The organism is Paenibacillus sp. JT31N11 (assembly GCF_056269285.1).
Genome location: NZ_JBWDNQ010000001.1, coordinates 35,936 through 62,368, shown reverse-complemented (window position 1 = coordinate 62,368; position 26,433 = coordinate 35,936). Strand labels below are relative to the sequence as shown.

The window sequence follows — 26,433 nt, the reverse complement described above, 5'->3', positions numbered from 1 at the left end:
TAATCATTTCCCGGATATCCCCTATTGCTTCCATTACCCGCCTGCTGTGTCCTCTGCCGCGAATGCTTCTGCCGCTGCGGCAAGAAAATAGGCCAGGCCGGTCTGCTGATCCTCAAGCATGCGAAGATGAAAGTCGTCAGAGAGGAAGAAGCGTGTTTGCGCAGCAAAATCATGAGCGGATATTTGATGGCCGTGCTGATTCATAAAATGGATATGGCTGCGGATAACATCCCGTATTTTGATATCATTATGCTTCAAGCCCGCTCTCAATGCATCTGCCATATGCGTCATAAATGCTGCCGCCTCCGATGCCTGCTCATTCATCTTCTGTACATCGGCTTCGGCAACCTCCAGAGCGTCGACCGAATAGGTCTGCTTCAAATAATCATTTTGTCCGCGCAGCGCTTCATTCCACTCCTCCATGGTTTCAAAGCCCTTGAACAAATCCCGTTTATTCATGTCCTCCCCTTTCACTGTGTGCTCCATGGATAATTTCAAGGTTTGAATAATGTTTTCCAGCCTTTGCTTGCGGGCAAGCAGCAGCTCTTCCTGCTGCGACAAGATGGACAGCCGTTCCTGCTCCCCTTGAAGCAGCTCTTTGATTGTCTCCAGAGGGAAATCCAGCTCCCGGTAGAACAAAATATGCTGCAGGCGTTCAAGCTCCTTCGTTCCGTACAGCCGATATCCCGCTTCCGTGATCTCGTGCGGAATAAGGAGACCTATCTTGTGATAGTGGTGAAGCGTCTTGATCGTGACCATGGATAATGACGATACCTCTTTTACCGTATAGAGCATCTGGCTCACTTCCTTTCAATCTCCACTCTAAAGCCTTCCCTAAGAGGAGAGTCAAGTCCGGGCAGCGACCATAAATAATTTGACTCTCCCCTTGCAGGAGGGACTAAGCTTACGTCCGAGATGATATCAAGGAGGAAAGCATAGCCATGTCAAATTCCATTCACCTGCTACGCAACAAATTTGTACGAGTTATTCTGATTTCCAATCTCTTCTCGCAATTCGGAATCTGGATCAGAAATATGGCGGTCCTCTTATACGTCATGGAAAGCTCGAATGGGGATGCGCTGGCCGTTTCGATGATTGCTGTCGCCGAGTACGCGCCGATCTTTATTTTCTCATTCATTGGCGGTGTATTCGCGGACCGGTGGCGTCCCAAAAGAACGATCGTCTGGTGCGAAGGCTTAAGCGCTTTATCAGTATTGATTGTTTTCTTCCTGATAGAATCCGGATCATGGACGGCCGTGTTTTTCGCTGCCCTGATTTCCTCGATTCTATCACAGTTTGCGCAGCCATCCGGCATGAAGCTGTTCAAGCTCCATGTAAAGGATGAAGAAGCGCCAATTTGCATGTCGCTGCTTCAGATGCTTTTTTCAGTTTTTATGATCATAGGTCCGATTCTTGGAACGCTTGTCTACCAGCAGACTGGAATTGGAGTCTCGATTCTGCTAACCAGTATCTCTTTTCTCATATCCGCATTTGTTATGCTGTTTATTCCGGCAGATCCGCCGGTTCCGTCGGACCAGTCCGCTGAACCGGCCTCCCTGCTTCGCGAGATGGCGGACGGCATTCGTTATGTCATCTTCAACAGGGAGCTTTTACGCCTTAGCTTATGCTTCACGCTTGTCGGACTCGGCGTAGGGCTGATAACGCCTTTAAGTATTTTCCTCGTCACCGATCGTCTGGGATTGCCGGCGCATGACCTGCCATGGATCACCATTCCTTACGGACTGGGGGAAATGCTCGGAGGGGCTGCAGCCTTTGCTGTGGCCGCCCGGATTGCTCCGCAGCGTCTTCTGTTGATGGGATTGCTTGTCAACGGATTGGGCATCCTGCTCATCGGATTATCTTCTGTACTTTGGATTACGATGGCTGCGCAGTTCATTATAGCGCTTCTGCAGCCGGCTATTTTTATTGGCAACAATACGTTAGTCATGAATCATACCGAGCAAGCGTTTATCGGCCGGGTTACCGGAATCCGGACACCGCTTATGACCGGTTCCATGCTTCTTATGATGAGTGCTTCCGGTTTTCTGAAAGATGCATGGTCCCTTGCCATCGTGTATGAATTGGCCGGTCTATGTTTTCTTGCGGGTCTGTTATTCATCGTACCTATCCACCGTACCCGCAGTCAATAACCGCTTCTTATCTGGGCTTGCTGCGGCAGTCAAATCTTCACGCCCATATTTAGATTGACAATAAAGTATCCTAATGTTAGGATTAAAAAGTCCTATGAATATTATATATATTATTATTTTATATGGGATTGGGAGGAGTGAAGTCCAGAAAGCTTTCATCACAAGCGCCATAATAAAACGTAGCTGATTAGTCCAAACTAGTCTAAGATTACGCATCTATACACGATGGTCTTCGTTTCAAAAAATATGAAATTCATGGAGGAGTTTACGATGTTAAAAATAGCGATTATACTTGGAAGTACACGTCCGGGCCGTAATGGTGAAGCTGTAGCACGCTGGGTCACCGATATTGCAAAGAAACGCAGCGACGCTTCATTCGAGCTTGTGGATATTGCGGATTTCAATCTGCCATTGCTCGATGAGCCGGTACCGCCGTCCATGGGACAATACAGCAAACCGCATACGATTGCCTGGTCTGAGAAAATTGCTTCCTTCGACGGCTTTGTATTCGTAACACCCGAGTACAACCATGCAACCTCCGGCGCGCTCAAGAATGCCATTGATTTTCTCTTTAAAGAGTGGAATCATAAAGCGGCAGGTTTCGTTGGCTATGGCGGCAGCGGCGGCGCGCGCGCAATCGAGAATCTGAGGCTGATTGTAGGCGAGCTTCATATCGCCGATGTACGCGCTCAGGTCGGACTTTCCCTGATCACCGATTTCGAGAATTATAGTGTTTTCAAACCGGCCCCTCACCAGGAGTCCGCGGTCAACACGATGCTTGACCAGGTTATCGCCTGGAGCGGCGCGTTGAAAACATTGCGTTAATACGAATTGCAATGTTCCATGTTCGAATCAGCAGCAAGCCGGGTCAGTTTTCTTCTGATCCAGCTTGCTTTTGCTATGGATAGAGCAGCTGTTTCGACGCAGATAACGGACCTCCAATCCGGAGGTCCTGATTTATAAAAGGAGGCAAGGCAATGTCACAGCCAGATGAGCAAAACGAGCTTGACCTGAGACTGTTCCGGATATGGATGAAAGCTTCCAGAGCCGTCTTTGACAATGTACGAAACGATATTGAGGATCATGGCATTAGTCAGGAGCATTTCATGATTTTGGAGCTGCTCTACAGCAAAGGTCCCCATCCCATCCAAAAAATCAGCGAAATTTTCTCCATTCCCAGCGGAAGCATCACCTACGTCGTCGATAAACTGGAACAAAAAGGATATGTCAGACGCGAGCCAAGTCCAACCGACCGCAGAGGCTCCAATGTAACCCTTACGCAACAAGGTCAAGCTCTGCTCGGCGGCATCTTTCCGAAGCATGCTGAAGTGATTTCCAATAATCTATCATTTATCAGCAAAGAAGATAAGCTGAAACTCATAGATTTGTTAAAAACCATTGGACTGGGTGCGGAAGCCCTCGCAAACAATACTAGTCCCTGAATTCTCCTATATGGATCGTAATAGAGAAGCAAAAGCTTACTTGCCTCTTGGCTCGATGATGCCGCTCGCAATAAGATTATCCATCGTATCCCGGACCATCTGAAGCAAATGGGTGTGCTTGTATTTGTAAACATTCGGATATTTCGTTTTCATGATGGTATTTACCCTCAATTTTGAATAAATGGATAGCGATGGCGTGGGATCCGATTGATCCGCGTTGATTTCTTTGTAAAAGTCCAGATTCTCCTTGGCTCCCTTCATCTTGTTCATATAGCCGACCAATTGAACGGCGACCCGGTCGGGACTGTACTGGCGGATGTGCTCCTCCACGATCTCCATGTCCGGATACTCGTCGCGGTGCTCGCTAAGATAGGCGATCTCTTCTTTTGACAGTCCCGATTTGATCCGTCGTTGTTGGAATGGCAGATGCGTTCTGCCTTTGATGCCCATAGCCTCGATACCTTCCTCAGTCGTCAACGGCTTGGAATTCGCTTCGCCTTTTTCGTTAAACAGCTGCACGAGTTTTGCAGCCATCTCCTCCAGCGCTTCCTGCTTAAAGCCTGTTTTGAAAGTAAAGTATAGGGACTGAGTTGAGATTGAATATGCGATCTGCTGTCCCGCCGAATCGTAAATATTGCCGCGGATGGGCGGGATGAATACGCCCTTCGTGATCATGCTTGTGTGGCGTTCCTAGAGACTCGGACCCTCGACGAACTGTAGATAAGCAAAACGTACGATTAGTGAAGAGAACAGGAGAAATGTAAGCATGAAAAAACATTTAACCTAATACTGAAATGGCGACGGTTTCGAACTTTTTCTTTCGTACTTCGGTTTTATCATTAATTTCCATACCGTTCCCTCATTCCGTCACTCGATACCCACCCTTTAATTGTCATATATTCAGACGAATTCCTTTTTAGAGAGGTTCAATCTTTATCCCTGCACAATAAGAATAAGCAACCTTACGGGAATGGCGGGTATCCGAACTCAATACCAAGTTATTTTTCAAAATTTACGCTTCCGAATCCATGAGACCGATGAATTCCCGGATCGGCTGTCGTCTATATAAACGAAGGCATAAATGAACACAAACTAATTTGACGAAGAGGTGTTTTGAAAATGGCATTAACGTCCGCATTCACGAGCTTCAACCTGCCTGTAAAAAACGTAGAACAATCGAAAGCGTTCTTCACCGGACTCGGATTCGAGCTCAACCCGCAATTCCCCGAGAACGAGATTTCGGTAGCCATCGTGATCGGCGACAACCTGCAGGTCATGCTGATCAATCAAGCATTCTTTAATACGCTCACGGAGAAAGAATCCGTCGATACGAGCAAGTATGCGCAGATGACGATCGCATTGGCCTTCGAGAGCCGGGAAAAGGTCGATGAAATCGTGAATACCGCGGTCTCCTTGGGCGGGAAATTGCACGCTGAACCTGAATATCATGGGTTCATGTATCATTGGGGCTTCGTGGACTTGGACGGCCATCTGTGGGCGATCAACTTCATGAACAATACTGCGTCGGAAGGCCAGGGATAACGAAGAGCATCAACATTAAAATATAAATCCAAAGACGCTGAGCGCATATGCCCTGCGATTTCATCGTTCTCGCACAACAATGAGAAAAATGGTAAGTATTATGGCCACATCGTTAAGGAACGGACTGATATGGCACCGGCGCGGATTTTGTTTGAAACCGATAAGTACGATACTGTTGAAGCGTTGAAGGTAGACTATCCGGCTGTAGAATGACATAAATGCACGTCCGGAACTGATGTTAGAGGCATGGCCAGCGTAACTGCAGGTCAAGCAGTTGCTTATCTGACCCTTGCATGATCCTCGAGCAGCCGGTCAGGGGACACTGGCGTGTAATGTACCTTATGATCTCGAGAATTTCCGATACCATTGACAACTTTCCTCTAAGTGAAAAAGAGATGATGCCACAAAGACACCATCCCTACATATGATGAATCAAGCAATCCCAAAATTGCTTACTCCTGCGGGATCGCACTTTCATCCATAAAGCCGATTTCCCATTGATGACCGTCTAGGTCTAGGAAGCTTCTCTGATACATGAAGCCGAGATCTTGTGTGTCTTTTGCAATATTGCCACCTGCTGCAATCGCGCTGTTAACTAACTTGTCCACTTTTTCGCGGCTCTCGACCATTAATGCAATTAAGACTTCGGTCGTTTTGGATGCATCAGAAATCTCTTTCTTGGTGAAGGTCTTGAAATACTCTTCAACCAACAACATGGAGTAAATGTTTTCCCCGATGACCATACAAGTTGCATTGTCGTCAGTGAAGTTTGGGTTGAATTCAAAGCCTACTTCGGTGAAAAACTCCATAGATTTCTTCAGGTCTTTTACTGGTAGATTAACAAACATACTTTTGGCTGTTTCTGCCATTCCGATCACCTCAAGTATACAGTAGCATTATGATAAATTGGATGTCAAACCAAGAAAAACCGGCAGGTTGTTATGGATATATGCTCTTGTCCTCCGACAGAAAGCCTCCTCTGCTATGCCGGCTCAGGTTTGCAGAGGAGGCGACTGTCCGGTCGCGGACATTTTTCTTATTCGATCAGGGAGAGGTCCTTCTTCCGGCTTAACTCGTCATGCCGCCGGGTAAACTGAAAAACGACAAGACCGATGAGGTTGGCAATCCCTCCGACGATTCCAAGCCAGGTGACGGATCCATAATGGATAAAAAGGCCGCCGATGATGGAGCCGAGAGCCGATCCCACATAGAGTGTGGAACTATGCAAAGAAAGCACAACCCCCGAATTTTTTCCGGATAATCCAATCAGTCTGTGCATCTGCGCCGGATTGAATGTAAAACCGGCGAAACCCCATAAAGCCATTGCCGCTATGCCGAGAGCGACGGAATTGAAGAAGGATAAGGTAACGACCGCAATCATCAGCAGGACAAGCGCCAAAACGATGGTTCGGGCAGGACCGTACCGGTCTGCAGCGAAGCCTCCGAAGTTGACGCCAAGAAAGCTGGCGATTCCCATAATGAGCAGCATAACCGTAATCGTATTTTCTCCGGCACCGACTCTGCCGAATATATCGGCAACATAGGTGTATACGACATAAATGCCGAAAGCCCAGGCCAGCGTTATCGTTAATGCGGCCAGAATGGTCGGGTTTTTTAGAAAAGACAGCCTTTCCGACAGAGTGACGGATGCGGGTGCCGAAATGGCGAAAAAAAACAAACGAATGCTGACGGTGGCGACCAAGGCGATAATGCCGACAAACCAAAAGGTCGTTTTCCAATCAAAAACCGAGGCAATCCAATTGCCAAGCGGGACGCCTAAGATTAAAGCGACGGTATTCCCGCCAATGACGATGGACAGCGCCTGTCCCCGCTTTTCCGGAGCCGCAAGGGTAGAAGCGCTGTGAGTGGCTGCCGGTGCAAAGAGTCCGGCGCCCGCGGCAGCGACGATTCGTCCGACGAGAATGAGACCATAGCTGGAAGCCAGACCGCAGAGAATATTGCCCAGGGCAAAAATAAATAAGGCATACGTCAATACTTTGCGCCGTTCGGCAACTCCGGTAAGTGTCGTTAAAACAGGAGAACCAAGAGCATATGCAATAGAAAATGCGGTTACCAGCTGCCCGGCCGCAGATACGGAGGTATGCAAATCCCGGGCAAGAGCGGGCAGCAGGCCGGCAATCATAAAACCATCCGTTCCGATGACAAAGGTGCCGATTGCGAGGATAAAGATACGATAATTCATGAGGGATCTCCTTTCAAGTTCAAGAGTGGGGTTCAAAGCAATCGATACAGTTCCATTGGATTGCACAAGGAGGAGGCGACAAATCAAAAGCACTGATTCAGTTACATTGGTTGACAAAAAAAATGCCCGCAGAAATCAAGGATACCAACTCGTTTTCATTGATCGCCAAACACAAAGGTTAGCCGGGAGACCTTTCAAAAACCTTTTTTCTCCGGCTAACCTGCAGTTTCTCATCACGATCGTTGACTCTCAGCTAGCGTATCATGCAGCAGACTGGAGACGGTCACTTGTTCGAGCTCATGCTTCAAGGCCAATTCCGATCTCGTAAGGATCGGATTCAGGGCAGGTTGTATCCCTTTGCCAATCAGACATTTCGGATTCGGCGAACTGTGATGAAGCTCGAAGAGCGGCTTTTCCACAACGGCCTCATAGACATCCCGCAAAGTAATGGAATCCGGATGCCTGGCAAGCTTACATCCCGGGGTGTTCCCTCCGTGCTGAACGATGACTAAGTTGGCGTCATGAAGCGATTTTATAATGCGGCGAATAAAAACCGGACTGGTGTTCACGCTCTGTGCAATACGATCGGAGGTAACAAAGGTGTCGTTATCTTCGGTCATTTGCGCGATCCACGATAATATGTGCAGAGCGACTGCGTACCTGCTGACTACGGCCATCTTAACGTCCCCCTTTCAACAATACCAGTATAGTTACAATGAAGTTTCAGGTCAAGGAGAATCGTCGGTATACAGTTATAATCACAAAATTTAGCATTTTATACATATGTAAAGAAGCCGTATTTTTACGTACTATCTCATAAAAGATTCAATGTTGTACCTCTTCTATGAATCCTCATCTTAAGGGGAGAATCAAGACACAAAAAAGACTCCAGTTGCTTGCGCACAAGGAGTCCGTTTATAAGAGAACCTATTCGGTTCACGATACCGTATAAACAATTCCGCTAGGCTAGGAAACACGGGATGTGATCGATAAGTTACTCGTCAAAGAAGGCGATAAAGCTCGTAACGAAATTGAGTTGGAAAATGAGCAAATCAATCAGTTTGATAGACACCGATGACTTTCCTTCGGTGTCTATTCTTTTCAAAAAATTAGGGACAAATAAACACCATTATATTATGTTATTTATTTTTATTCAGAAATTCCCTGATATAGTCTATCAATTCTGGACCATGGGACTCCAACGCGAAATGCCCCGCATCTTCAAAGATGTGCATCTCTGCATTGGGCAAATCGTTTAGGTAAGGATGTGCACCGCTTTCCGGGAAAATTTCATCCCCTTTACCCCAAAGTATAAGGGTCGGCGGTTGAGACTCACGGAAGTATTGCTGCCAAGCAGGGTAAAGTGGAGGGTTTGTGCCATAATCCAAAAACATATCAAGCTGAATCTCCTGATTTTTAGGTCTGTCGAGGAGAGACTGATCCAATGTATAGGTGTCTGGGCTGATCAGCGTGCTATCTTTGACACCATTGGTATATTGCCATTTTGTTGCCTGGAAGCTGGTCAACCAGCGAAGGGCTTCACGTTTATCCGCATTGGATGGATCATGCCAGTAAGCTTTAATCGGATCCCAGAAATCTTTCAGCCCTTCATTATAAGCATTACCGTTCTGTATAATCAGGCCCTGGATACGCTCGGGATGACGGGCTGCGATTCTGAATCCAACCGGAGCGCCATAATCCATAAGGTAAACAAAGAAATTAGTGATGTTTAGCTTTTCCAAGAGCTTTTCAATAATCTGACTGAAACGTTCAAAGCTATATTCAAACTTGTCGTGATCCGGTGCGCTGCTGTAACCATACCCTGGATAATCCGGTGCGATGACGTGATACCGGTCGGCTAATGCGGGGATCAATTGGCGATACATGTGACTTGATGTGGGGAAACCGTGTAGCAGCAAAACGACAGGAGAACCATATTCCCCGGCTTCACGATAAAAAATGTCTAAACCTTCAACCGTTGCAGTTTGATACTGGATATTTTGTTTCATAAAAAAAACTCCTCTCCCAAATACAAAATTATTAGCGATCAACGCGTTTCCTTGTGACTAACCACGCTGACAACTTCATCTTTATTAACCGCCAAAAACGGTATGAGCGTATTATATATGTTTTTAATTAACCTGTAAACATGTATTTTGGGTATTAAAAAATTGATTCAAGTTTTTGATTTGTTCTCACATATAATGCACGAAGGAAATTATACGCAAATAAGCTACTTTAAATACGAGGCATCAGTGTCAGCGTCTTACTGTTTTCTCGGTGAGATCGGTTTCATCTATCCACAACCTCGTATCTAGGCCTTGCGCGTTTTTTTGCAGTACGTTGGCTCCCGCAAAATCCGGACAAGGTATCTAGTTGCTCTCTGATCTGGTAAGTCAGGACGCGGCAAATGTACTGCTTAGTTCAACAGTAAAAAACAACAGGTTTGAGTCACGCATACCGCGGGTATAATGGTTGAGGATCTCACGAAGCTCTAAGTTAGTTGGAAAAACATTGCCTTTCCAATACGGATATGGGACATCCTAGACATGGAGCTTCGAGAGATCACCGATATGCAGCTTGGATCTAGTCCTCCTTTGGGTGGCAAGTTTCACGAAGCCGATCGTTTCCGCAAACATCAACGAGTTGCGGGACACCTCCCATGGGATGATTAGGACCGAGGTTAGATCCACTCACGGCGACAGCCATCTCGGTCACGTCTTCCCGGATGGCCCGGCTAATCGCGGTGGCCTACGCAACTGCATCAATTCCGCGTAGCTCCGATTCATCCATCGCGACGACATGGAGAGCGAGGGCTACGGTAAATATCTCGATCAGATTGAGGAGGTTTAACATGCATCAGCGCGCTGTACTCGCTGGGGGATGCTTCTGGGGAATGCAGGACTTGATCCGCAAGCTTCCCGGCGTCGTCTCGACTCGCGTCGGCTATACTGGCGGTGACACTCCGAACGCGACCTATCGCAACCATGACACTCATGCTGAGGGGATCGAAATCGTCTTCGATTCAGCGGAGACGAGCTACCGGCGCATCCTGGAGTATTTCTTTCAAATCCACGATCCTACGACGCGGAACCGTCAGGGCAACGATATCGGCACAAGCTACCGTTCGGCGATCTACTATGAGAGCGACGAGCAGAGAAAGGTGGCGGAGGAGACGATCGCCGACGTGAACGCGTCGGATCTGTGGCCGGGCAAGGTCGTCACCGAAGTGACGCCTGTCGGCGACTTCTGGGAAGCAGAGCCGGAGCACCAGGACTATCTGGAGCGTAATCCGAGCGGCTACACCTGCCACTTCCCGCGCCCCAACTGGGTCCTTCCCAGGCGGGAGGCCGGTGGCGCCCCGTCAAGTAGACAACAATGAAATAAGAGCACTAAGCAGCCTTAGTTCGGTACTCCACCGGACTAAGGTTGTTTAATTTCTTCTAAAACCGCTTGTGGTTGTAAAAGTGAATGTACCGGTGGACCTCATCGATGAGCTGCTTCTGTCCCTTCTTCATTCTGACTACAGGGTGAAATCCTGCGAATTCATGAGTCTGAGTGAGGAAACGGAATCATTTCGAGGGAGTTTAACAAAGTCTGCTTGGAGCTGCTCCGTCGGTAATGACATCAAGTTCTTATCAAAATCGTGAATGACATCAGGTTCTTGTCATTGGCTCGTGACAAGAACTTGATGTCATAAAATAAAAAAAGCTGCGATTTACGCGAGCTTAGTCATGACCAACGAGAAACATATTCGCAAAAGCCGCCTTTTGTACAAAATGGCGCCGCACGGGTATTATTCCTGGCGCCGCCACTTGTAATGACTCCATTTTCCCAAGCGTGCTATCCTCGAAGCGAGTTATAACTTACGTATAAGTCAGCCATTCTGTTACCTCAGCCCATCGTAATACCGATCGTAGCATTTTCGTCAGGCGTTCCGAGCCTATAGCCGTAAGAAATAGCTACTTCTACGATAATTACCGCTAGTGTTCGAGTACAGCTTGGAGTTCGCCTTACCCCCTCCAAATGACTTAGCGCCTGGTTCTCCATCCCCTTGCGGTCAAGACCTATTTTTCTTCAATTAATAGTTGCTAATGCGAATATTGTGTCTGTAAGGAAATATGTTTGTAGACTCTTTTGCAAAGTTTTCACTACAATGATGGAGTTACGTCTTGGAAATGAGGCAGCTATGTTTCGAAATTAGGAGGTGAACCTATTCGGTAGATTTTTAGGGGGAATTTTGTAAGCGCTGACGCGGCTATAATTTCGATCGATCGGGGCTCTTCTAGTATTTGATGGTTAATTCATCAAAAAACCGCAAAATCTTCAACCAATACAACATTTTTATCGGTAAAGTTGTAAAAAATTCCGAAATCTAAAAATTGGGCGACTCTAAAACGAGATTTTTAGAGATTGCCTAAGAAAAGGAGCAAAACTAAGATGAATGGTGAAAAACTCTTAATCAACGGCTCCCGCATCCTCGTAGTCATCATGCTGCTCTCCTTATTCGCGTTTGCCCCCGTCCCGGCCGCTGCGGCCGAAGGCGAACTGACACTTGAACTGAACGAGCTCATTGCACAAGCCGAAGCTTTAAAAGCCGGCAACGAGGAATTCCCGCTCCAGATTAGCCACACTGACGACGGATTCGATGTGAACAAAGCTTTCCCCTGGGTGTACGCCGACGAACTCGAAGATCTTGATAAGGCGCTTGAGTTCGCGCACAATGCGCTCACTCCCGCCGGCGAAGCCATAGCCAGCCTTGAAGACGCAATAGTGAAATTCACTGGAAAGATCAAAGCGGACGGTTCAGATCCCTATTTCCGTCTTGATCCGGGTCCTGGTAAAATACCTGTAGAAATTACCGAGCCCACCAATGTCTGGACCTCAAGAACACCGCTTGACAACCGTGTCCCCGCCGACTTTGCTGGTGGCACTTACAAAATGATTCCGTATCCTTTTACAGATTCCGAAGGCAAAGCTGATGTGCTCCAGATCAATTACGTCCATAACGGAGAAAGCACGTTCGGCGGAATAAGCATTGTATCTCCGTTGTCCCCGGCTGTAAATGTCCCCGCTGGCGCAACTATTGAGTTTGATGTGTACTATCCCAAGAGCGCGCAGGGCAAATTAATGAGGTGGAGAATCAGAAATACCAACTCTGACCTCGATAGCTACCTCAGGGATTACGAGTACAACAACCTTAACCCCGACTGGGTTGGCAGCTACAACGGTGAATCCTGGTTGATGGCTCACCACAGCATTAACGCCTCAACAGGCAATTCCTCGGACTTCATTCTTGAGCTCCATGGCGAGACCGGCCGTCCCGCAGAAACCGGCATGCTTCTTGTCGCCAACATCAAAATAACCGCACCCGATCCCAACGGCATTGCGCTTCCCAATGTAGTCAACAAGGAAAACCAGAGTGCTGTAGCGCCTCTAAAGAGTGTTTACAGCAAGGAAAATGACCTGTTCATGGTCGGCGCGATCGGAACCGGATCAGTAACCGGAACCAGAGCCGGGCACTATGAAATCTTTGTCGACGGCAACAATCTCAAGGCCGATGCAACGCATCCCCGCGGCCCGAACTGGCTGAAAAGCGTTACTGGCGCACCCCTGAGCGGCGCAACCACCACCCCTGGCGCAGCTGAATACAGTTTCCCGACCAGCTCCTATCAAGCGATCAGGGATTCCGGAACTCCCGGACAGTACAAGTCTCACGGCCATGTTTTGGCATGGTACAACCAGGCCCCTGCATGGATGAGACAGATTACTCCCTCGAACCTTACCTCCGGATATAACGGCACAGCCAATTTCTACGGATTGGGCAACGGCGTTACAACCACGGTTCCGGTAGACAAAGGAATGGCCAGAAGAGTGCAGTTTAACCACACAATGTATGTGATGCGGCACTTCCTGACCACAGATACGAAGTATGGCTCAAGCGTATCCCGCGGAGTAATCCCCTTCAATTCATGGGACGTACTCAACGAAGAGGTCCACGAAAGCCGCCACAGCGAAATCATCCCCACGAATGCGAACAGTTGGAGAACGAGCCTTAAACACACCAACTGGCTTGTTGCAATGTCGGATGATCAAATTGACGGCGACATCAGAGAGCATTACATTTACCTGCTCTTCAAATACGCGCACATCGCGGCCCCCAACGCCAAGATGGCGGCGGCTTACAAAGCCAACTACGCTGACTTTCCCGAGTACATGAAGCTCGACGGACACGACGCCGACGGCAGCATTGACTCCTATATCGTTGACAATCCTCCGAAACTGACCTATAACGATTACGACCTTTCTGTTCGCACCAAAGCGAGGACTGTATACAACATGGTTCTCGAACTGAACACCGCATGGCTCTCCGATCCGCTGTATGACGGAAGACCCCTTATCGAAGACATCGGTATCCAGGGACACGATTCGGTAAAAAAGACCCTTGCAAGCGATAACCAATATGCCATGGCCCTCTATGCCTCTCTCGTTGACCGGGGTCTTCTTTCCGGTATTTCCTACTCAGAATTTGACCTTAAGATGCCGACCAGCGCCCCCGGCGGCGGCGCGATCGCTCCCGCAGTGCTCAATGTCAGACAGTCTGACGCCCTTGGTTATGAGTACGCGCTGATGTACAAACTGTTCACCAAGTTCGCCCCGTACATCGATCACATCATCAGTTGGGGCGTATCCGGTTCAGGATGGCAGGGAAGCTATGTGCTGTTTGACAGTCAGAGCAATGCCAATGCCGGCTACTATGGCGCCATGAATCCGAACAGATTCGTTCTTGGACATTCATACCTAGATGATTTCTTTGAAGGCGAATACGAGAAACTCCAGGACGGCTATGAAATTGACCTTGGCGATCTTGGAGTCTATTCTATCGGTGACTCTACAGTACCTGTAACGTTAAGCGGCACAGATCATGTACCGGCCGGCAGTTCCTTCGACCTTGTCTACGGTTTGAGCCATGTGCAGGGCAACGTGCTGGCTCAAGATGTGACGATCACGTACGATGCCGATAAGCTGGAACTGGCCGCACCGCCAGTCTCGACAGACGGAGCGAAATTCGTCGTCGTCGATTACAAGACAGAACCTGCCGGAACACTCCGTATTCTGGGCGTTCATCTTGGCGCCGGACAAACCAATCCGAATGCGGATCTGATCAAATTGTCGTTCCGGGCTAAAGAAAATGCACCAGCCGGCCTGACTAACGTTGAGGTCACCCGATTGGTGACGGCAGATAGCACAGGCACGGAAACGGTCCAAGCCGGCACGGTACACACCGTTCAAATCGACGTCATCGACAAGGCGGCGCTGAACATGCTGATTGCCGAGGCGCAAAGCGCGCATGATCAAGCAGTGGAAGGCAAACTGCTCGGACAATATCCAGCAGGCTCCAAAGCAACGCTGCAGACTGCCATCGATGCGGCGGCGGTCGTAGCGAATAACTCGGAAGCCACCCAGGTTCAGATCGATGCGGCTGCCACGCAGTTGAACGCCGCTTTACTGGCCTTCCAGTCTTCCGTGATCGTGAAGATTCCGAACGATCACAACGGCGACGGCCAGATCAGCATCGGCGACTTGGCGATTGTGGCTAAGGCATATGGCACCACTTCAACAGATGCAGGATGGGATCAAGTGAAAGACTTCGACGTGAACGGCGACAACCAAATTGATATTCTCGATCTGGCTATGCTGGCCCGCATGATCTTTGATTGGTAATGTCCTAACGAGTTACCCGTGAACAGCTTTACGAAAAAGGAGAGAGGCGGATAGTGGTCAAGACCCCATTTAGTAGACATTGAAAAAAGACCTAGGAAACAAGCTGGTTCCTGTACTCAATAGGAGTCAGCTTGTTTAGTTTTTCGTTGTTCTCTGTCTTCGTTGTAAAAACGTATATATTCCTGAATTCTTCTTTGTGCCTCATCGATACTTCGTATATCATAAGGATAGGGTGCTTCAACTTTAAGATGAGAGAAGAAGCTCTCGATTGAGGCGTTGTCATAACAGTTGCCTCGGCGTGACATGCTGGTTTGGGCTCCAACCTGTGGCAGCATGTCGTGGTATGCATGGGGCGTGTACTGGTATCCCTGATCGCTGTGAACGATCAGTCCGGTCACGTCTTTATGTGTTTCAAAGGCCTTCCTAAATGTTTCTAACACAAGCGGATTGTCATTACACAAGAGATTACTGTTGGTGGTAATGCTTATGGAAAGGTCGAAATTCCGCCAAGCAAGCCGAATGCAACAGTTCTCCACTACACATTTAACAATAAAAATGAAAAGAAAAACGTATATGTATGTGGTCAATATTACAACGAGAGACCTACTCTTGGCCGACATTTATTTTTGCACGTTCGCCGTCTGTTTTAGAGATGAGACCCGCCGGTTGCTTCAAGTAGTTGGCCGGTTACCCAAGCGGCTGTCCGGCGAAGCGATGAAGGCGACGACGTCGGCGATATCGGAGACCTCTCCGACGCGGCCGAGAGCCGACATGTTCTCCGCATGCTTGCGCCCTTCTGACGTGTGCAGCCACTGCGCATTCACATCGGTATCGACGATGCCCGGCATCACTGCATTCACCGTGATACCCCGTGGGCCAAGCAGCTGTGACAAATGCAGCGTAAATGTATTGAGTGCGCCCTTGGTCAGGTTATAAGCCATAATGTGAGGGTAAGCGATCCTCGTCACGCCGGAGGAGATCTGAGGAATTCCGTGCCTTAGGTAGCCCCGCCGATTCGATCGGTCTCCGTCTTCACCGCCTGCGGGCTTGCAACGTGGAATACCCACTTCACCCCATCCATCGCTTGATCCCAACCGTTTTCCTTCCTCAGATCGGCTTCGACAAATTCAATGCCGGGCAGCAGCTCGCTCATCTTCTCCAATTGCTCACGATTATTAAGGCTTCGAACGGTTCCTCTGACCCGGTAGCCCTCCTCAAACAGATAATGCCCAATCCAGGATGCCAGATATCCGCTGATTCCCGTTACCAAACAAAGATCGCCTTTTTGCATATTCATGATTCATTTCCTCCTAATAGATGACTGTAGATTTGTTGTTAAATTCATGACTGTCCAGCTGATCAAGCATAAAATCCGCCACATCCGTGCGGGAGACTCTGCCAAGCATCGGAGCACACGCCGTATCCACCCGGTAACGTCCCGTCCTTGGCCCATCGGTAAGCGTCGGCGGCTCCACGATCGTCCAGCTGAGCCCGCTTTGCCGGATACGGCTGTCCTGCTTCCGTTTATCCATGGACTCCCGGCGGAAAAGCAGGACAGACAGCCACACAACGAGTTTGGTCCCAAACCTCATCTGCAGCCGGCTGTCGCGGCTGATGCCGAACCCCGTCACCGCAATGATGCGCGGAACGCCAGCCTTTCGCATCGCGAGGAGGATATGCCCGGTTCCTTCAGAACAGATATCAGAAGGACTGCCGCCGCTTGCTCCTATTGCGCACAACACCGCGTCCTGCCCGACAACCGCTTGCTCCACCTCATCCGCGTTCAGCACATCGCCTTCCACAATGCGAAGATTATTATGCGCATGCGGGATTCGGCCCGCCTTTCGCACAAATACGGTAACCTCATGTCCCTGCTTCAGCGCCTGTTCGGTGAGCTGCCGGCCTGTAAGTCCGCTTGCTCCAAAAATGATTACTTTCATTCCGCGCATCCTCCGAAAATATATTTTATTCATAAATGAACGTCTATTTATATATATTTAAATAAAAAAATGTTCATTTATTAATATGAAAAAAATTTTGTCTACGTCTTTATTGCATCCCAGCTCATTTGAATGGCTATTTGGAGGCTTTTCTCATCGAATAGAAATTCACCTTTGATCTGAGCCTTGGCGAGCTGCGCGATGGGCATCACAGAATATATGATAAGCAAATTAACATCCTCTTGTTTGAATAGCTTCTGGCTCTTCCCTGTTTCAAACATTCTGAATACCGGCTCGTACAGCGAACTGGTTTCTTCCAGACACCAATTCTGCAGCAGCGGCGAGTTGGTTACCTGCTCCATAAACATAAAATTATCGCCATGGTTCAGAATGAACTTTACAAAGTTCCGGGCAAAAAAATCAAACTGTTCTCTTACAGGAGCCGCTTCATCCATCCCATGAAACAATTTTTCGCTCATCATCTTTTTGGCCTTCAAATAGGTTTTCCCCAGCATATCCTCCTTATTCTCAAAATAAATGTAAATGGTTGCGGCCGATACATTGGCCTTCTTGGCAATCTTGGAAATGGATGTTTCGGCAAAGCCGATTTCATTCACAAGCTGAATGGTAGCATCGTAAATCGCTTCTATTTTGTTGTCATCTCTTTGTCTCATGAAGCAATAATAAACGATCATTTATCTAAAGTCAACCATAAAATTATACCTTGTTCCCGGGTATAATTTTATGGCAAACTGGCTCTTCAACATACCTAGCCGTTGTAGGCTTGTTTTAGAAGAGCAATATCAATCTTATCCATTTGAAGCATCGCCTTCATGGCTCTTCCCGATTTTTCAGCGTCCTCGCTGTGCAGCATTTCACCCAAGGCAGAAGGTATGATCTGCCAGGACAGCCCGTATTTGTCCCTCAGCCAGCCGCATCTTTCTTTGGATCCGCCTTCGGACAGCTTCTCCCACAACTCGTCGACTTCCTGCTGCGTCTCACAATTCACGAATAACGAAATGGCAGGCGTGAAGGTGAAATGAGGACCGCCGTTCAATGCCATAAATTCTTGTCCTTCCAGCTGGAAGGTTCCTGACATGACCGCGCCCTGGTTGCGGTGAACACTCAAAATTTTTGAATTTTGAAAGATAGACGTATAGAAGTTGATTGCCTCCTCCGCCTGATCGTTGAACCACAGGAAAGTAGTGATTTTTTGCATAAACCTTCAGCTCCTTTTTCATCCTATTGGAATAGTCAGGATCATTCTCTCAAAACGAATAGTAGCATAAAATCGGAACTGTAGTTTCTTCTGGATTGCTGTTTTTGCAGGATTTCTTCATGTGCGCTGCATATCCGGAAATATTCATGCCCGCTCTGACATGCTCATTACGCGCTGCCCCTGCCGCCTGGGTTGTTCGGGAACCTCACAAAAGCAGGCCCGGGATTGCCCCAGGCCTGCTCCAACCTATCCTATAGCTCAACCTCTAACCGCTCAGATGCTGAATTTCACGCCTGCAAGGTCTTCGCTTAGCGACCAGAGCCGTTTCGCATCATCGGGATCGACTGCCCATGGCCGAACCCCTGTGCCCTTTACACTATCGGCCGGGACAGCTTCAGCGATATCGCTGTCCTCACAGTAGACACCGCCCATTCCATCCAGCTGACCGCTCGTTGCGCACCAGACGCTCGTCGCCGCTCCCTGCTGAACGTTCTTCATTTGATCGGCTTTCCCGTCGCCAACCGGCTTCCCATTCTCGTCCTTCACCATCTGGGGAGCATTTTCCTCCGCCGTCAGGCTGCGCCCTATATCAGTCGGAATTAGACCGGGATGAACGGAAAAGGCGCGGACTCCATGAGATCTTCCACGCTTGTCCAGCTCCAGTGCGAACAATATATTGGCCGATTTGGACTGGGCATAAGCCTTCCATTTGTCATATTCCCTGCGTTCAAAATTCGGATCGTCAAAGTCGATCCCGCCCAGCCGGTGCGCCCGCGAGGAAAGCGCAACGACTCTGGCTCCTTCAGACTTGCTCAAGGCAGGCCAAAGCCTTGCCGTCAGCTGGAAATGCCCAAGATGATTCGTCGCGAATTGGGATTCATATCCGCGGGCATCTCTTGTAAGCGGGTTTGCCATGATGCCTGCGCTGTTCACCAGGATGTCGAGCGCTCTTCCCGAAGCGAGGAACCGTTCCGCGAAGCTGTCGATCGAAGCCGGATCCATAAGATCCATCGTTTCCATTTCCAGCCTCGGGATGCCTGCAAGTGCTTGCTGCGCTTTCTCCGGTGTCCGCACGGGCACGATAACCGTCGCTCCGGCCTCCGCCAGAACTCGCGAGGTTTCAAGTCCGATACCGGAATAACCGCCTGTCACTATGGCAACTTTGCCTGTCAGATCGTGTCTGCCGATGACTTCCCTGGCTGTTGATTGAGGACCGAAGCCCGAGGGAATCGGCTGTTGTGCTGTATCTTGAATTCCTGTAAATGACGTCATCCTGCTCCACCGGCCTTTGATTGTATATTCATTCCGAAACCCATTTGAATTAGAATATCCATCATTGTCGGAATGTAAAACAATCTTACACCTTAAAGTTGACTTTAAGGCAAGGGCCTTTTTTTAAATAAGGGTCAGACATGTGCCCGGCTGTTCACGACACGCTGGAGTTTAGCGAAGATAGCGATTCTCCAAACCGCGATATAGCTTAGTGTGGCTACATTAAGAATAAATTCAAGCGTTGTTGAATCAATACCCGTTATCATTCCCATCAGTGCAAAGCGGAGCGCAAAAACCACTATCAGGATAACAAATACAGCACTGCTGCGCTGAAAATAAATTCCATCTGACCGGATTTCAAAATTTGTCGCGATAACAAGCGGTACGGCAATAACGAGCCCGGCCACCAGCGCAAGAATGATTTGATCCTCCCGCGCATTCAGGTCCGGATCGAGCAATTGAAACAAGCAGGTGGCGATATAAATAATCGGCAGCAGCAGAGTGATTCCGGATTGCCGGATCGGGTTCTTCATGCCCCGGGACAGACCGGAAACGATCAGAATAAAAATCAATACAGAAATCACCATAGATGCGGGCGCACTCATGCTTTCATACACTCCCTTTAATCGGCTTCTAAATCAAAGTATCCCCGATTCGAGAGTGATTCAATAGTGAAAATAATCATGAGCCCTGGATGACTTACGTTACGTTTTTTTTAACGCCTGCTGTCAATAATCCCGTCAATAACCCGCAGCTAATTGGAGCTTGCGGTCGGCCTTACAATGATCTCGTTCACATCCACGTCCGCCGGCTGCTCCATCGCAAACAGTATTGTCCGGGCGACAGCAGCCGCTGAAATTGAAATACGCCGATACTCCTTCATCTGCTCGCGCGCTTCCTCATCGGAGATATAATCCGCAAGCTCTGATTCCGTTACTCCCGGCGAAACAAGCGTCACCCGGATACCGCTTCCGGCTTCCTGTCGCAGCCCCTCGGTGATCGCCCGGACCGCGTATTTCGTGGCACTATAAACGGCAGCGGTCGGAACTACCCCGTACGCCCCTATGGAAGCGACATTGATAAATTGGCCGAATCCCTGTTTCTGCATAATGGGAAGGCCTGCCGCTATGCCGTGAAGCACGCCGCGGATATTCACATCGATCATGCGGTCCCATTCGTCAACTTTCAGCGCTTCAAGCTTCGATAGCGGCATAACCCCGGCATTGTTCACAATAACATCCACTTGGCCGAATTTATCTTTGGCAAAGCCGATAAAAGCCTCCATTTGCTCCCTGCTTGTAACGTCCAATACCTGGTACTCGGCTGAGCCGCCTTCAGCACGAATAGCTTTTACGGCAGCCTCCAACCGATCGATACGCCTTGCTCCCAATACGACATGTGCGTTATTCGCAGCCAGAAGCCGTGCGGCTGCTTCTCCAATTCCGCTGCTTGCTCCTGTAATAGCCACAACTTTTTTTGAAATGTTGTTATACATTTTTTTCCTCCCGGTAAAAAATCATTCCTCCGTGATAGAGAACATCATCCCGAAACTCGCCATCCGCAGTAAATCCGGTATCGTCCACATAATCAATGCGGTTGCCTTTAACGCTGTAGCTTCCCGTATAGGCGCTTTTCCGGTTGCCGCGGGCTTCATCGTAACGGCCGTCTGGCAGAAGCTCCTGCCGGATATGGCCATCCTTGGTGACCCACATGCCGACGTACGGATGAGTAGTTGAATGTTGATTCATTTCGTATTCTCCCTTCCTGACTTCAATTGCTTGGTCTCTTCCATTATGAAACGATTCCGATTGGAGGAGATAGTCCATTCATCGCAAATGATTGCCTGATCCTCCAGGGCGTTGTCTGAAATAAAAACAAAATAACCCTCCGAATATCGGAAGGTCGGGAATAGCCCAGAGGGTGAACGCCTGTCCTGTTATTGCTCAACCGTATGCCGCAGCAGAATTTTATTATCCAGCTTCAAATTGCCTGTCCAGATAAATTTGCCTTTACTGAATTCCTCCTGAAATTGGTGTAGGGATTTTTATTGTCCACCCCTGCCTCTTTCTCGGAATAAGTCGACACCTGCGGCCAGCTTGTATTGTCGAAATCAACGGCATACCAATCAGCCGGAACGGCAAAATGAGCAGCAGAGCCCTGGGTAAAGCTGGAAGCCGGAACGGATCCATCAACAGACTTGTCCGGCTGCAAGGCGGCGGCCGGCTCCGTACCGGATGACTGATCCCCGGCACTCCTGTTTTCGGCGGAACAACCCGACATGAATAACCCAATTGCGATCAATAGAAACCTGATATTCATTTCGCATTCCTCCTCTTCCCGTCACGGTTCAATATAAGCCTGAAATACGTCAAGATGAAGTCAAGGCTCTGACATTCACCTGACATGTTCAACGCTTATAATGAAACACATGACAATCATCGAAGTATGGATATTCCGTGCACCGGATTGTATAATTCTTTCTGAAGCGGAATCATTTTGCGCTTCAGACATCGGGGGATATAGAGTAGGAACCATTATGATCGTTGAAGACGAGGATCCGATTTCCCGGGTGCTCGCGGCATATATTCGCAAGGCCGGTTTTGACTGTGCAATCTTCAAGGATGGCCTCCAGGCGATGGAGTCCTTCGATACCGTTCAGCCTGAGCTCGTGCTTCTCGACGTTATGCTGCCAGGCATGGACGGCTGGGAAGTGCTGAACGGCATCCGCCGCAAAAGCCCCTGTCCCGTCATCATGCTGACCGCAAGAGGAGAGGTAACAGACCGCATCCACGGCTTGAACGAAGGAGCCGATGATTATATGACCAAGCCTTTCGAGCCGGAAGAGGTTGTCGCCAGAATTCATGCTGTGCTGAGGCGTCCTCCGCGGTCGCTGGTCAGCTCGGAACAGGTTGTGATCGGGAGCCTGAGGATCGATTTTAAATCCCGCAGCGTTTATTTGAACGGCGCGAGCCTGTCGATTACGCCCCGCGACCTGTCTCTTCTATTATTTCTGGCGGAGCATCCCAACCAGATCTTTTACCGGGAGCAGCTGATTGAGAAAGTCTGGGGAATCGACTATGATGGCAGCGACCGGGCAGTGGATTTGGCGATCAAACGGCTGCGAAAAGCGCTGCTGCACTGGCCGGCGGAAGAAGGAGAACTTAGAACAATGCGAGGAACGGGGTATCAGCTTTATGCGAACGGGCTCAAATAAACGGAGCACACTGCTCAGTCACTGGACTTTCCGCTACGTGCTTACTTTATTCGTGGGCCTGGTTACGATCGGATTCGCATCCGTCCTGTGGATCCGGCATGATACCATGAAGGAGCGAATGAATTCTCTCAAAGCCTTCACTGAAGTAGCGGCTCAATATATTGCGGACGGGGAAGGAGAAATCGTCATTCCAGGCGACTTCTACGAATGGATCGATAAAACGCAGCGCCGTTATAAAATCCCCGGGCAATTTGGATTAACCGTATTCGATCGCAGCGGAGCCTCTTTATTTTACAAAGACGGACCTTCGCAGGATTCGGAATCCGGCAATCCCCCGCCTTCTGCCGATCCGCTTCCAGCCTCCGCAACTCCGTCAGAATCTGAGACCGGTCCATCGGCAGCCGACCCCGTATTTCCCTCCGCCCCCCCTCTTGCCGATGATATCCGCGTTGAGAAAACAGGAAATTTGTATGGCATTTCCGCTCCTGTCGCTTATGGGGATTCCATTATCGGAACCGTGGCCATTTCTTATTCCTACCGGGAACTCGCCAAGGTGAATCAAAACTACGGCCTGATTATTTCCCTGCTTTTATGTTCAGGCGTATTAGGCTGGATCATGATCTATTTGCTGTCGCGAAAATTAAGAAAACCGATCCTTCAGCTTGCCGCAGCGCTTAAAAAAATGGAAGGCGGAGACTACCAGCTGAGTGTTCCGGAACATATAAAAGAAAAGGAGATTCATGATTTCTTTGTCTCCTTCCAGGCGATGGCGGCACGTCTGGGAAAGCTGGAGGAGCTGCGGACGGAGCTGCTTGCCGGAGTGACTCATGAGCTGAAAACGCCAGTCGCCTCGATTCACGGTCTGATTCACGCTGTCCGGGACCATGTCGTAACCTATGACGAAGCGGAAGAATTTCTGGATATTTCACTGGAGCAAACCCAGCGGCTGCAGCATATGGTATCCGACCTGCTCGACTTCAACTCCTTTGCTTCCGGTAAAATCAGCGTTCAAACCGATTCGATCGATTTGGGGAAATTACTGGGAGAGATCGTCTATCAATGGAGTCTTCTCTATCAGGACAGCCGTCTCGAAGTTGCAGCCGATATACCTGAACGTACATTCATGGCAGTCGGAGATGCCAGCCGCATTCAACAAATTCTTGTGAATTTGATGAATAACAGCAGACAGGCAATGAAGGATGAAGGAAGGATTGCCGTGTCGCTTACCGAGCATTCGGATCAGGACTTTGAAATTCTCGTTCAAGATAATGGCCCCGGCATTCCAGAGGACGAACAGGCCAACATATTCGAAAGATACTTCAGGGGCGAACGCAAGAAGCATTCCGTCGGCGGCCTTGGTCTGGGTCTCACATACAGCCGAATGCTCGCTGTCGCCATGAACGGCCGGCTTGCTTTGAAGCGCAGCACACCGGAAGGCGCAACCTTCCAGCTCCTGCTGCCAAAACAGAACCCGGCTTAATCTGCAAATAATAGTGGTATATCTCTTGACCGTATAGGCTCCATAAAAAAAGCGGCCATCCGGAAAACTGCCGGATAACCGCTTTTTTGCCATCAGCCATTCCCTACATCCGGTATTCCCTGGCATAATCCACATACCAGTCCATCTTGTTTTCCACCATGGTTTTATAGGTCGTTAACTGCTCGATTTGGGACTGGATCCGTTCTTTTTGCCTATCCAGCATCTTCATTCGCTCGTCAATGGTTTCATTGCCCTGCAGCACCAGCTGCACAAAACCTTTGAGCTCGGCAATGGTCATGCCGGTTTCCCGCAGACAGCATACAAATTTAAGCCAATCGATATCTTTTTGTTCATAAATTCGTGTACCGCCGTCATTGCGATTAGTCATCGGAAGAATGCCTTCATTTTCATAGTATCTCAGCGTATGGATGGACAAGCCTGTCTGTTCGGCTGCATCGCCAATCGTAAAACCCATCAAATCACCTTCCTTCAACGCCTGTCCTTCCATTAAGCCGCTGCTTCAGGCAAACATCCGGGAAATTTGCTGGATGACTGCCTGATCGCCCGATTCTCTTTTCAGCTTGATCAGCGCCTTGGCGTCCTCGCCTGCAGCGTATCTCAATTGATTGGTTTGGTCGGTTGCCGCTTCATAAATGACCTCGGCCACTAAATCTGGGGAAGACTGCCGCGCAGGATTCTCCCCCATTTGTGCCCGTACTGCCCGGTAAGTATCCGCAAATTCCAGATAATCGGTCAGCGAATCATCAAAAAAGAAATCCATCGATCTGCCGCCAAAATCCGTTTTGATGGAGCCGGGTTCGATTAGTTTGACACGGATGTTCTGTGATGCCAATTCATAGTACAGCGATACATCGATTTTACCGAAACGTTAAATTCCTCTGGCTGCTGCTTCTGCCATCGTGCTCCGCTGCTCGACATCAATTCTTGTCACCATTATATGATCAGCGCGGGTTAATTCGGTTTCCTTCTCAGGTACTCTCATGGCCGCAATAACGTTCCATCCCTTGTCCGCAAAATGCCTGGCTGCTGCTTTACCTATCCCTGATGATGCTCCTGTGATTAATATAGTGTTCACTTTAAATTCCTCCTTGTATGCATGTTTGTCTGTCATATTGTGATCTTACCGCTTAGAGCGCGCTCTAGATCAAGCATAAAAAAATGGTTGGACAGATTATTGTCTCTGTCCCAACCATTTTGATCGAGCCCATCCGACCCGGCAGCTATTGTTAACCATATTCATCCTGATTCCAGCCCCATGCTTCAGGTAACGACCGAGCCGCCATTCACAAAATATATCTGTCCCGATATGTAGGAGGAATCATCTGAAGCCAGCAAAACATATACCGGCGCCAATTCAAACGGCTGCCCCGGTCTTCTCAGCGGAACATCCGTTCCAAAGGTTTTTACCTCTTCTGCCGTGAATGCGGACGGGATCAGCGGTGTCCAAGTTGGTCCGGGCGCGATCGCGTTGACCCGAATCCCTTTACCCGCAAGCGAAAGAGCTAACGAACGCGTAAAGGATACGATGGCTCCTTTGGTAGCTGTGTAATCAATCATATGGCCCGAGCCTGAGAAGGCGGTATCCGAGGTCGTATTGATGATTGTGCTTCCTGCATGGAGATGAGGCAGCGCCGCTTTGGTCATTTCGAAAAAAGAAATAATATTGGTTTGGAACACATTCATCAGCTGCTCTCTCGTAATATCCAAGATGCTTGCCTGATGAATCTGCACGCCGTGATTGTTCACAAGAATGTCCAGCCGTCCGTAAGCCTGGATCGCGGCCTCCACCGCGTAGCGGCTGGATTCTTCCTTTCTTAGATCTGCGGCAATGAGCAGACATTGGCGGCCAAGCTTGTTGATCATTTGTTTCGTTTCAGCCGCATCCTGGTGCTCATCGAGGTAGACAATCGCCAGATCCGCCCCTTCCTTGGCGAAAGCTATGGCGGCGGACCGTCCGATTCCGCTGTCCCCGCCAGTAATAATCGCAATCTTATTATTCAGCCTGCCGCTGCCTGTATAGGAAGGATTCTCGGAAATCGGCCGCGGAGTCATCAGGTACTCAAAACCCGGCCGCCTGTTTTGATGCTGCGGCGGAAAAACGACAGGAACATCGGTGCACTGCTGTTCCCAGCCTATATATGGATATACGGGATAAGTAATCGTAATTCTCCTCTCTTGTACTGCAATTTTATAACTCACTATATTCAGCTGGAATTATAAAATGC

Annotated in this window: 29 protein-coding genes and 1 pseudogene; 9 read left to right on the top strand and 21 right to left on the bottom strand. The window is 49.0% G+C overall.

The features are described from left to right. Window positions 1-33 precede the first annotated feature (33 nt). Entirely contained in the window at window positions 34-795 is a 762-nt protein-coding gene (locus tag AC0YNV_RS00315; RefSeq protein WP_475767236.1) for a MerR family transcriptional regulator, read from the bottom strand. A gap of 146 nt (window positions 796-941) precedes the next feature. Between AC0YNV_RS00315 and AC0YNV_RS00310 the strand changes: the two genes are divergently transcribed. From AC0YNV_RS00310 to AC0YNV_RS00300, 3 genes are all read left to right on the top strand, one after another. After that, window positions 942-2,150 (top strand): MFS transporter, encoded by a 1,209-nt coding sequence (locus AC0YNV_RS00310; RefSeq protein ID WP_475764906.1) that lies wholly within the window; start codon window positions 942-944, stop codon window positions 2,148-2,150. Between the two features lie 270 nt (window positions 2,151-2,420). Continuing rightward, the gene (locus AC0YNV_RS00305; protein WP_210037454.1) at window positions 2,421-2,975 is read left to right on the top strand and encodes an NADPH-dependent FMN reductase; all 555 of its coding nucleotides are present in this window, start codon (window positions 2,421-2,423) and stop codon (window positions 2,973-2,975) included. Between the two features lie 152 nt (window positions 2,976-3,127). Further along, window positions 3,128-3,592: a MarR family winged helix-turn-helix transcriptional regulator gene (locus tag AC0YNV_RS00300; RefSeq protein WP_475764904.1), complete on the top strand. Its 465-nt coding sequence runs from the start codon at window positions 3,128-3,130 to the stop codon at window positions 3,590-3,592. Window positions 3,593-3,628: 36 nt separating this feature from the next. Here the strand turns inward: AC0YNV_RS00300 and AC0YNV_RS00295 are convergent, their stop codons facing one another. Further along, window positions 3,629-4,267 (bottom strand): hypothetical protein, encoded by a 639-nt coding sequence (locus AC0YNV_RS00295; RefSeq protein ID WP_475764902.1) that lies wholly within the window; start codon window positions 4,265-4,267, stop codon window positions 3,629-3,631. Window positions 4,268-4,711: 444 nt separating this feature from the next. On the opposite strand from AC0YNV_RS00295, the gene AC0YNV_RS00290 reads away from it, so the two are divergent. Beyond that, window positions 4,712-5,134 (top strand): VOC family protein, encoded by a 423-nt coding sequence (locus tag AC0YNV_RS00290; protein WP_475764901.1) that lies wholly within the window; start codon window positions 4,712-4,714, stop codon window positions 5,132-5,134. Between the two features lie 452 nt (window positions 5,135-5,586). Here AC0YNV_RS00290 and AC0YNV_RS00285 read toward each other — a convergent pair whose 3' ends face one another. From AC0YNV_RS00285 to AC0YNV_RS00270, 4 genes are all read right to left on the bottom strand, one after another. Further along, window positions 5,587-6,003 (bottom strand): VOC family protein, encoded by a 417-nt coding sequence (locus AC0YNV_RS00285; RefSeq protein ID WP_475764899.1) that lies wholly within the window; start codon window positions 6,001-6,003, stop codon window positions 5,587-5,589. A 167-nt stretch (window positions 6,004-6,170) separates the two neighbouring features. Continuing rightward, window positions 6,171-7,337: an MFS transporter gene (locus AC0YNV_RS00280; protein ID WP_475764898.1), complete on the bottom strand. Its 1,167-nt coding sequence runs from the start codon at window positions 7,335-7,337 to the stop codon at window positions 6,171-6,173. 233 nt (window positions 7,338-7,570) lie between these two features. Then, window positions 7,571-8,014, bottom strand: a complete 444-nt coding sequence (locus AC0YNV_RS00275) for an Rrf2 family transcriptional regulator (RefSeq protein WP_475764896.1) — start codon at window positions 8,012-8,014, stop codon at window positions 7,571-7,573. Between the two features lie 462 nt (window positions 8,015-8,476). Continuing rightward, window positions 8,477-9,346 (bottom strand): alpha/beta fold hydrolase, encoded by an 870-nt coding sequence (locus AC0YNV_RS00270; RefSeq protein ID WP_475764895.1) that lies wholly within the window; start codon window positions 9,344-9,346, stop codon window positions 8,477-8,479. 598 nt (window positions 9,347-9,944) lie between these two features. Here AC0YNV_RS00270 and AC0YNV_RS00265 point away from each other — a divergent pair. The 3 genes and pseudogenes from AC0YNV_RS00265 to AC0YNV_RS00255 all read left to right on the top strand — a co-directional run. After that, a pseudogene (locus AC0YNV_RS00265) lies at window positions 9,945-10,190 on the top strand (peptide-methionine (R)-S-oxide reductase); the annotation flags it as partial. A gap of 1 nt (window position 10,191) precedes the next feature. Beyond that, window positions 10,192-10,719, top strand: coding sequence for a peptide-methionine (S)-S-oxide reductase MsrA (msrA, locus tag AC0YNV_RS00260; RefSeq protein WP_475764893.1), 528 nt, complete (start codon window positions 10,192-10,194; stop codon window positions 10,717-10,719). A 1,058-nt stretch (window positions 10,720-11,777) separates the two neighbouring features. Next, complete coding sequence (locus AC0YNV_RS00255) at window positions 11,778-15,062, top strand: endo-1,4-beta-xylanase (protein ID WP_475764891.1); 3,285 nt, start codon at window positions 11,778-11,780, stop codon at window positions 15,060-15,062. 116 nt (window positions 15,063-15,178) lie between these two features. On the opposite strand, the gene AC0YNV_RS00250 is transcribed toward AC0YNV_RS00255, so the two are convergent. From AC0YNV_RS00250 to AC0YNV_RS00200, 11 genes are all read right to left on the bottom strand, one after another. Next, window positions 15,179-15,682, bottom strand: a complete 504-nt coding sequence (locus AC0YNV_RS00250; RefSeq protein ID WP_475764890.1) for a transposase — start codon at window positions 15,680-15,682, stop codon at window positions 15,179-15,181. A 51-nt stretch (window positions 15,683-15,733) separates the two neighbouring features. Beyond that, the gene (locus tag AC0YNV_RS00245) at window positions 15,734-16,129 is read right to left on the bottom strand and encodes an SDR family oxidoreductase (RefSeq protein ID WP_475764889.1); all 396 of its coding nucleotides are present in this window, start codon (window positions 16,127-16,129) and stop codon (window positions 15,734-15,736) included. After that, window positions 16,060-16,359 carry an NAD-dependent epimerase/dehydratase family protein gene (locus AC0YNV_RS00240; RefSeq protein WP_475764887.1) on the bottom strand — a complete coding sequence of 100 codons (300 nt, stop codon included), beginning with the start codon at window positions 16,357-16,359 and terminating at the stop codon, window positions 16,060-16,062. Before AC0YNV_RS00240 ends, AC0YNV_RS00245 begins: the two co-directional genes overlap by 70 nt. 13 nt (window positions 16,360-16,372) lie before the next feature. Then, on the bottom strand, window positions 16,373-17,002 hold the full coding sequence (locus tag AC0YNV_RS00235; protein WP_475764885.1) for an NAD(P)-dependent oxidoreductase: 630 nt from the start codon (window positions 17,000-17,002) through the stop codon (window positions 16,373-16,375). Between the two features lie 101 nt (window positions 17,003-17,103). Next, window positions 17,104-17,697 carry a TetR/AcrR family transcriptional regulator gene (locus tag AC0YNV_RS00230; protein ID WP_475764883.1) on the bottom strand — a complete coding sequence of 198 codons (594 nt, stop codon included), beginning with the start codon at window positions 17,695-17,697 and terminating at the stop codon, window positions 17,104-17,106. Window positions 17,698-17,771: 74 nt separating this feature from the next. After that, window positions 17,772-18,221: a VOC family protein gene (locus AC0YNV_RS00225; RefSeq protein WP_475764881.1), complete on the bottom strand. Its 450-nt coding sequence runs from the start codon at window positions 18,219-18,221 to the stop codon at window positions 17,772-17,774. A 273-nt stretch (window positions 18,222-18,494) separates the two neighbouring features. Next, window positions 18,495-19,493, bottom strand: a complete 999-nt coding sequence (locus tag AC0YNV_RS00220; protein WP_475764879.1) for an oxidoreductase — start codon at window positions 19,491-19,493, stop codon at window positions 18,495-18,497. Between the two features lie 134 nt (window positions 19,494-19,627). Beyond that, window positions 19,628-20,098, bottom strand: coding sequence for a CcdC protein domain-containing protein (locus AC0YNV_RS00215; RefSeq protein ID WP_475764877.1), 471 nt, complete (start codon window positions 20,096-20,098; stop codon window positions 19,628-19,630). 149 nt (window positions 20,099-20,247) lie between these two features. Then, a complete protein-coding gene (locus AC0YNV_RS00210; protein ID WP_475764876.1) occupies window positions 20,248-20,988 on the bottom strand; it encodes an SDR family oxidoreductase in 741 nt (246 codons plus the stop codon). Then, a complete protein-coding gene (locus AC0YNV_RS00205; RefSeq protein WP_475764874.1) occupies window positions 20,981-21,241 on the bottom strand; it encodes an Atu4866 domain-containing protein in 261 nt (86 codons plus the stop codon). Before AC0YNV_RS00205 ends, AC0YNV_RS00210 begins: the two co-directional genes overlap by 8 nt. Window positions 21,242-21,473: 232 nt before the next feature. After that, entirely contained in the window at window positions 21,474-21,812 is a 339-nt protein-coding gene (locus AC0YNV_RS00200; RefSeq protein ID WP_475764872.1) for a hypothetical protein, read from the bottom strand. A 217-nt stretch (window positions 21,813-22,029) separates the two neighbouring features. Between AC0YNV_RS00200 and AC0YNV_RS00195 the strand changes: the two genes are divergently transcribed. Continuing rightward, window positions 22,030-22,707: a response regulator transcription factor gene (locus AC0YNV_RS00195; RefSeq protein WP_475764870.1), complete on the top strand. Its 678-nt coding sequence runs from the start codon at window positions 22,030-22,032 to the stop codon at window positions 22,705-22,707. Then, window positions 22,688-24,187: a HAMP domain-containing sensor histidine kinase gene (locus AC0YNV_RS00190; RefSeq protein WP_475764868.1), complete on the top strand. Its 1,500-nt coding sequence runs from the start codon at window positions 22,688-22,690 to the stop codon at window positions 24,185-24,187. Before AC0YNV_RS00195 ends, AC0YNV_RS00190 begins: the two co-directional genes overlap by 20 nt. A gap of 103 nt (window positions 24,188-24,290) precedes the next feature. Here the strand turns inward: AC0YNV_RS00190 and AC0YNV_RS00185 are convergent, their stop codons facing one another. From AC0YNV_RS00185 to AC0YNV_RS00170, 4 genes are all read right to left on the bottom strand, one after another. Further along, window positions 24,291-24,662 carry a MerR family transcriptional regulator gene (locus tag AC0YNV_RS00185; protein ID WP_475764866.1) on the bottom strand — a complete coding sequence of 124 codons (372 nt, stop codon included), beginning with the start codon at window positions 24,660-24,662 and terminating at the stop codon, window positions 24,291-24,293. 45 nt (window positions 24,663-24,707) lie between these two features. Further along, window positions 24,708-25,040, bottom strand: coding sequence for a hypothetical protein (locus tag AC0YNV_RS00180; protein WP_475764864.1), 333 nt, complete (start codon window positions 25,038-25,040; stop codon window positions 24,708-24,710). Between the two features lie 36 nt (window positions 25,041-25,076). After that, a complete protein-coding gene (locus AC0YNV_RS00175) occupies window positions 25,077-25,283 on the bottom strand; it encodes an SDR family NAD(P)-dependent oxidoreductase (protein WP_475764862.1) in 207 nt (68 codons plus the stop codon). Between the two features lie 185 nt (window positions 25,284-25,468). Continuing rightward, on the bottom strand, window positions 25,469-26,407 hold the full coding sequence (locus AC0YNV_RS00170; RefSeq protein ID WP_475764861.1) for an SDR family oxidoreductase: 939 nt from the start codon (window positions 26,405-26,407) through the stop codon (window positions 25,469-25,471). Window positions 26,408-26,433 lie beyond the last annotated feature (26 nt).

Bases quoted from the DNA above. Each gene is read 5' to 3' on its own strand.
- AC0YNV_RS00315 (WP_475767236.1), bottom strand. From the start codon at position 795: ATGCTCTATACGGTAAAAGAGGTATCGTCATTATCCATGGTCACGATC.
- AC0YNV_RS00310 (WP_475764906.1), top strand. From the start codon at position 942: ATGTCAAATTCCATTCACCTGCTACGCAACAAATTTGTACGAGTTATT.
- AC0YNV_RS00305 (WP_210037454.1), top strand. From the start codon at position 2,421: ATGTTAAAAATAGCGATTATACTTGGAAGTACACGTCCGGGCCGTAAT.
- AC0YNV_RS00300 (WP_475764904.1), top strand. From the start codon at position 3,128: ATGTCACAGCCAGATGAGCAAAACGAGCTTGACCTGAGACTGTTCCGG.
- AC0YNV_RS00295 (WP_475764902.1), bottom strand. From the start codon at position 4,267: ATGATCACGAAGGGCGTATTCATCCCGCCCATCCGCGGCAATATTTAC.
- AC0YNV_RS00290 (WP_475764901.1), top strand. From the start codon at position 4,712: ATGGCATTAACGTCCGCATTCACGAGCTTCAACCTGCCTGTAAAAAAC.
- AC0YNV_RS00285 (WP_475764899.1), bottom strand. From the start codon at position 6,003: ATGGCAGAAACAGCCAAAAGTATGTTTGTTAATCTACCAGTAAAAGAC.
- AC0YNV_RS00280 (WP_475764898.1), bottom strand. From the start codon at position 7,337: ATGAATTATCGTATCTTTATCCTCGCAATCGGCACCTTTGTCATCGGA.
- AC0YNV_RS00275 (WP_475764896.1), bottom strand. From the start codon at position 8,014: ATGGCCGTAGTCAGCAGGTACGCAGTCGCTCTGCACATATTATCGTGG.
- AC0YNV_RS00270 (WP_475764895.1), bottom strand. From the start codon at position 9,346: ATGAAACAAAATATCCAGTATCAAACTGCAACGGTTGAAGGTTTAGAC.
- msrA (WP_475764893.1), top strand. From the start codon at position 10,192: ATGCATCAGCGCGCTGTACTCGCTGGGGGATGCTTCTGGGGAATGCAG.
- AC0YNV_RS00255 (WP_475764891.1), top strand. From the start codon at position 11,778: ATGAATGGTGAAAAACTCTTAATCAACGGCTCCCGCATCCTCGTAGTC.
- AC0YNV_RS00250 (WP_475764890.1), bottom strand. From the start codon at position 15,682: ATGTCGGCCAAGAGTAGGTCTCTCGTTGTAATATTGACCACATACATA.
- AC0YNV_RS00240 (WP_475764887.1), bottom strand. From the start codon at position 16,359: ATGAATATGCAAAAAGGCGATCTTTGTTTGGTAACGGGAATCAGCGGA.
- AC0YNV_RS00235 (WP_475764885.1), bottom strand. From the start codon at position 17,002: ATGAAAGTAATCATTTTTGGAGCAAGCGGACTTACAGGCCGGCAGCTC.
- AC0YNV_RS00230 (WP_475764883.1), bottom strand. From the start codon at position 17,697: ATGATCGTTTATTATTGCTTCATGAGACAAAGAGATGACAACAAAATA.
- AC0YNV_RS00225 (WP_475764881.1), bottom strand. From the start codon at position 18,221: ATGCAAAAAATCACTACTTTCCTGTGGTTCAACGATCAGGCGGAGGAG.
- AC0YNV_RS00220 (WP_475764879.1), bottom strand. From the start codon at position 19,493: ATGACGTCATTTACAGGAATTCAAGATACAGCACAACAGCCGATTCCC.
- AC0YNV_RS00215 (WP_475764877.1), bottom strand. From the start codon at position 20,098: ATGAGTGCGCCCGCATCTATGGTGATTTCTGTATTGATTTTTATTCTG.
- AC0YNV_RS00210 (WP_475764876.1), bottom strand. From the start codon at position 20,988: ATGTATAACAACATTTCAAAAAAAGTTGTGGCTATTACAGGAGCAAGC.
- AC0YNV_RS00205 (WP_475764874.1), bottom strand. From the start codon at position 21,241: ATGAATCAACATTCAACTACTCATCCGTACGTCGGCATGTGGGTCACC.
- AC0YNV_RS00200 (WP_475764872.1), bottom strand. From the start codon at position 21,812: ATGAATATCAGGTTTCTATTGATCGCAATTGGGTTATTCATGTCGGGT.
- AC0YNV_RS00195 (WP_475764870.1), top strand. From the start codon at position 22,030: ATGATCGTTGAAGACGAGGATCCGATTTCCCGGGTGCTCGCGGCATAT.
- AC0YNV_RS00190 (WP_475764868.1), top strand. From the start codon at position 22,688: ATGCGAACGGGCTCAAATAAACGGAGCACACTGCTCAGTCACTGGACT.
- AC0YNV_RS00185 (WP_475764866.1), bottom strand. From the start codon at position 24,662: ATGGGTTTTACGATTGGCGATGCAGCCGAACAGACAGGCTTGTCCATC.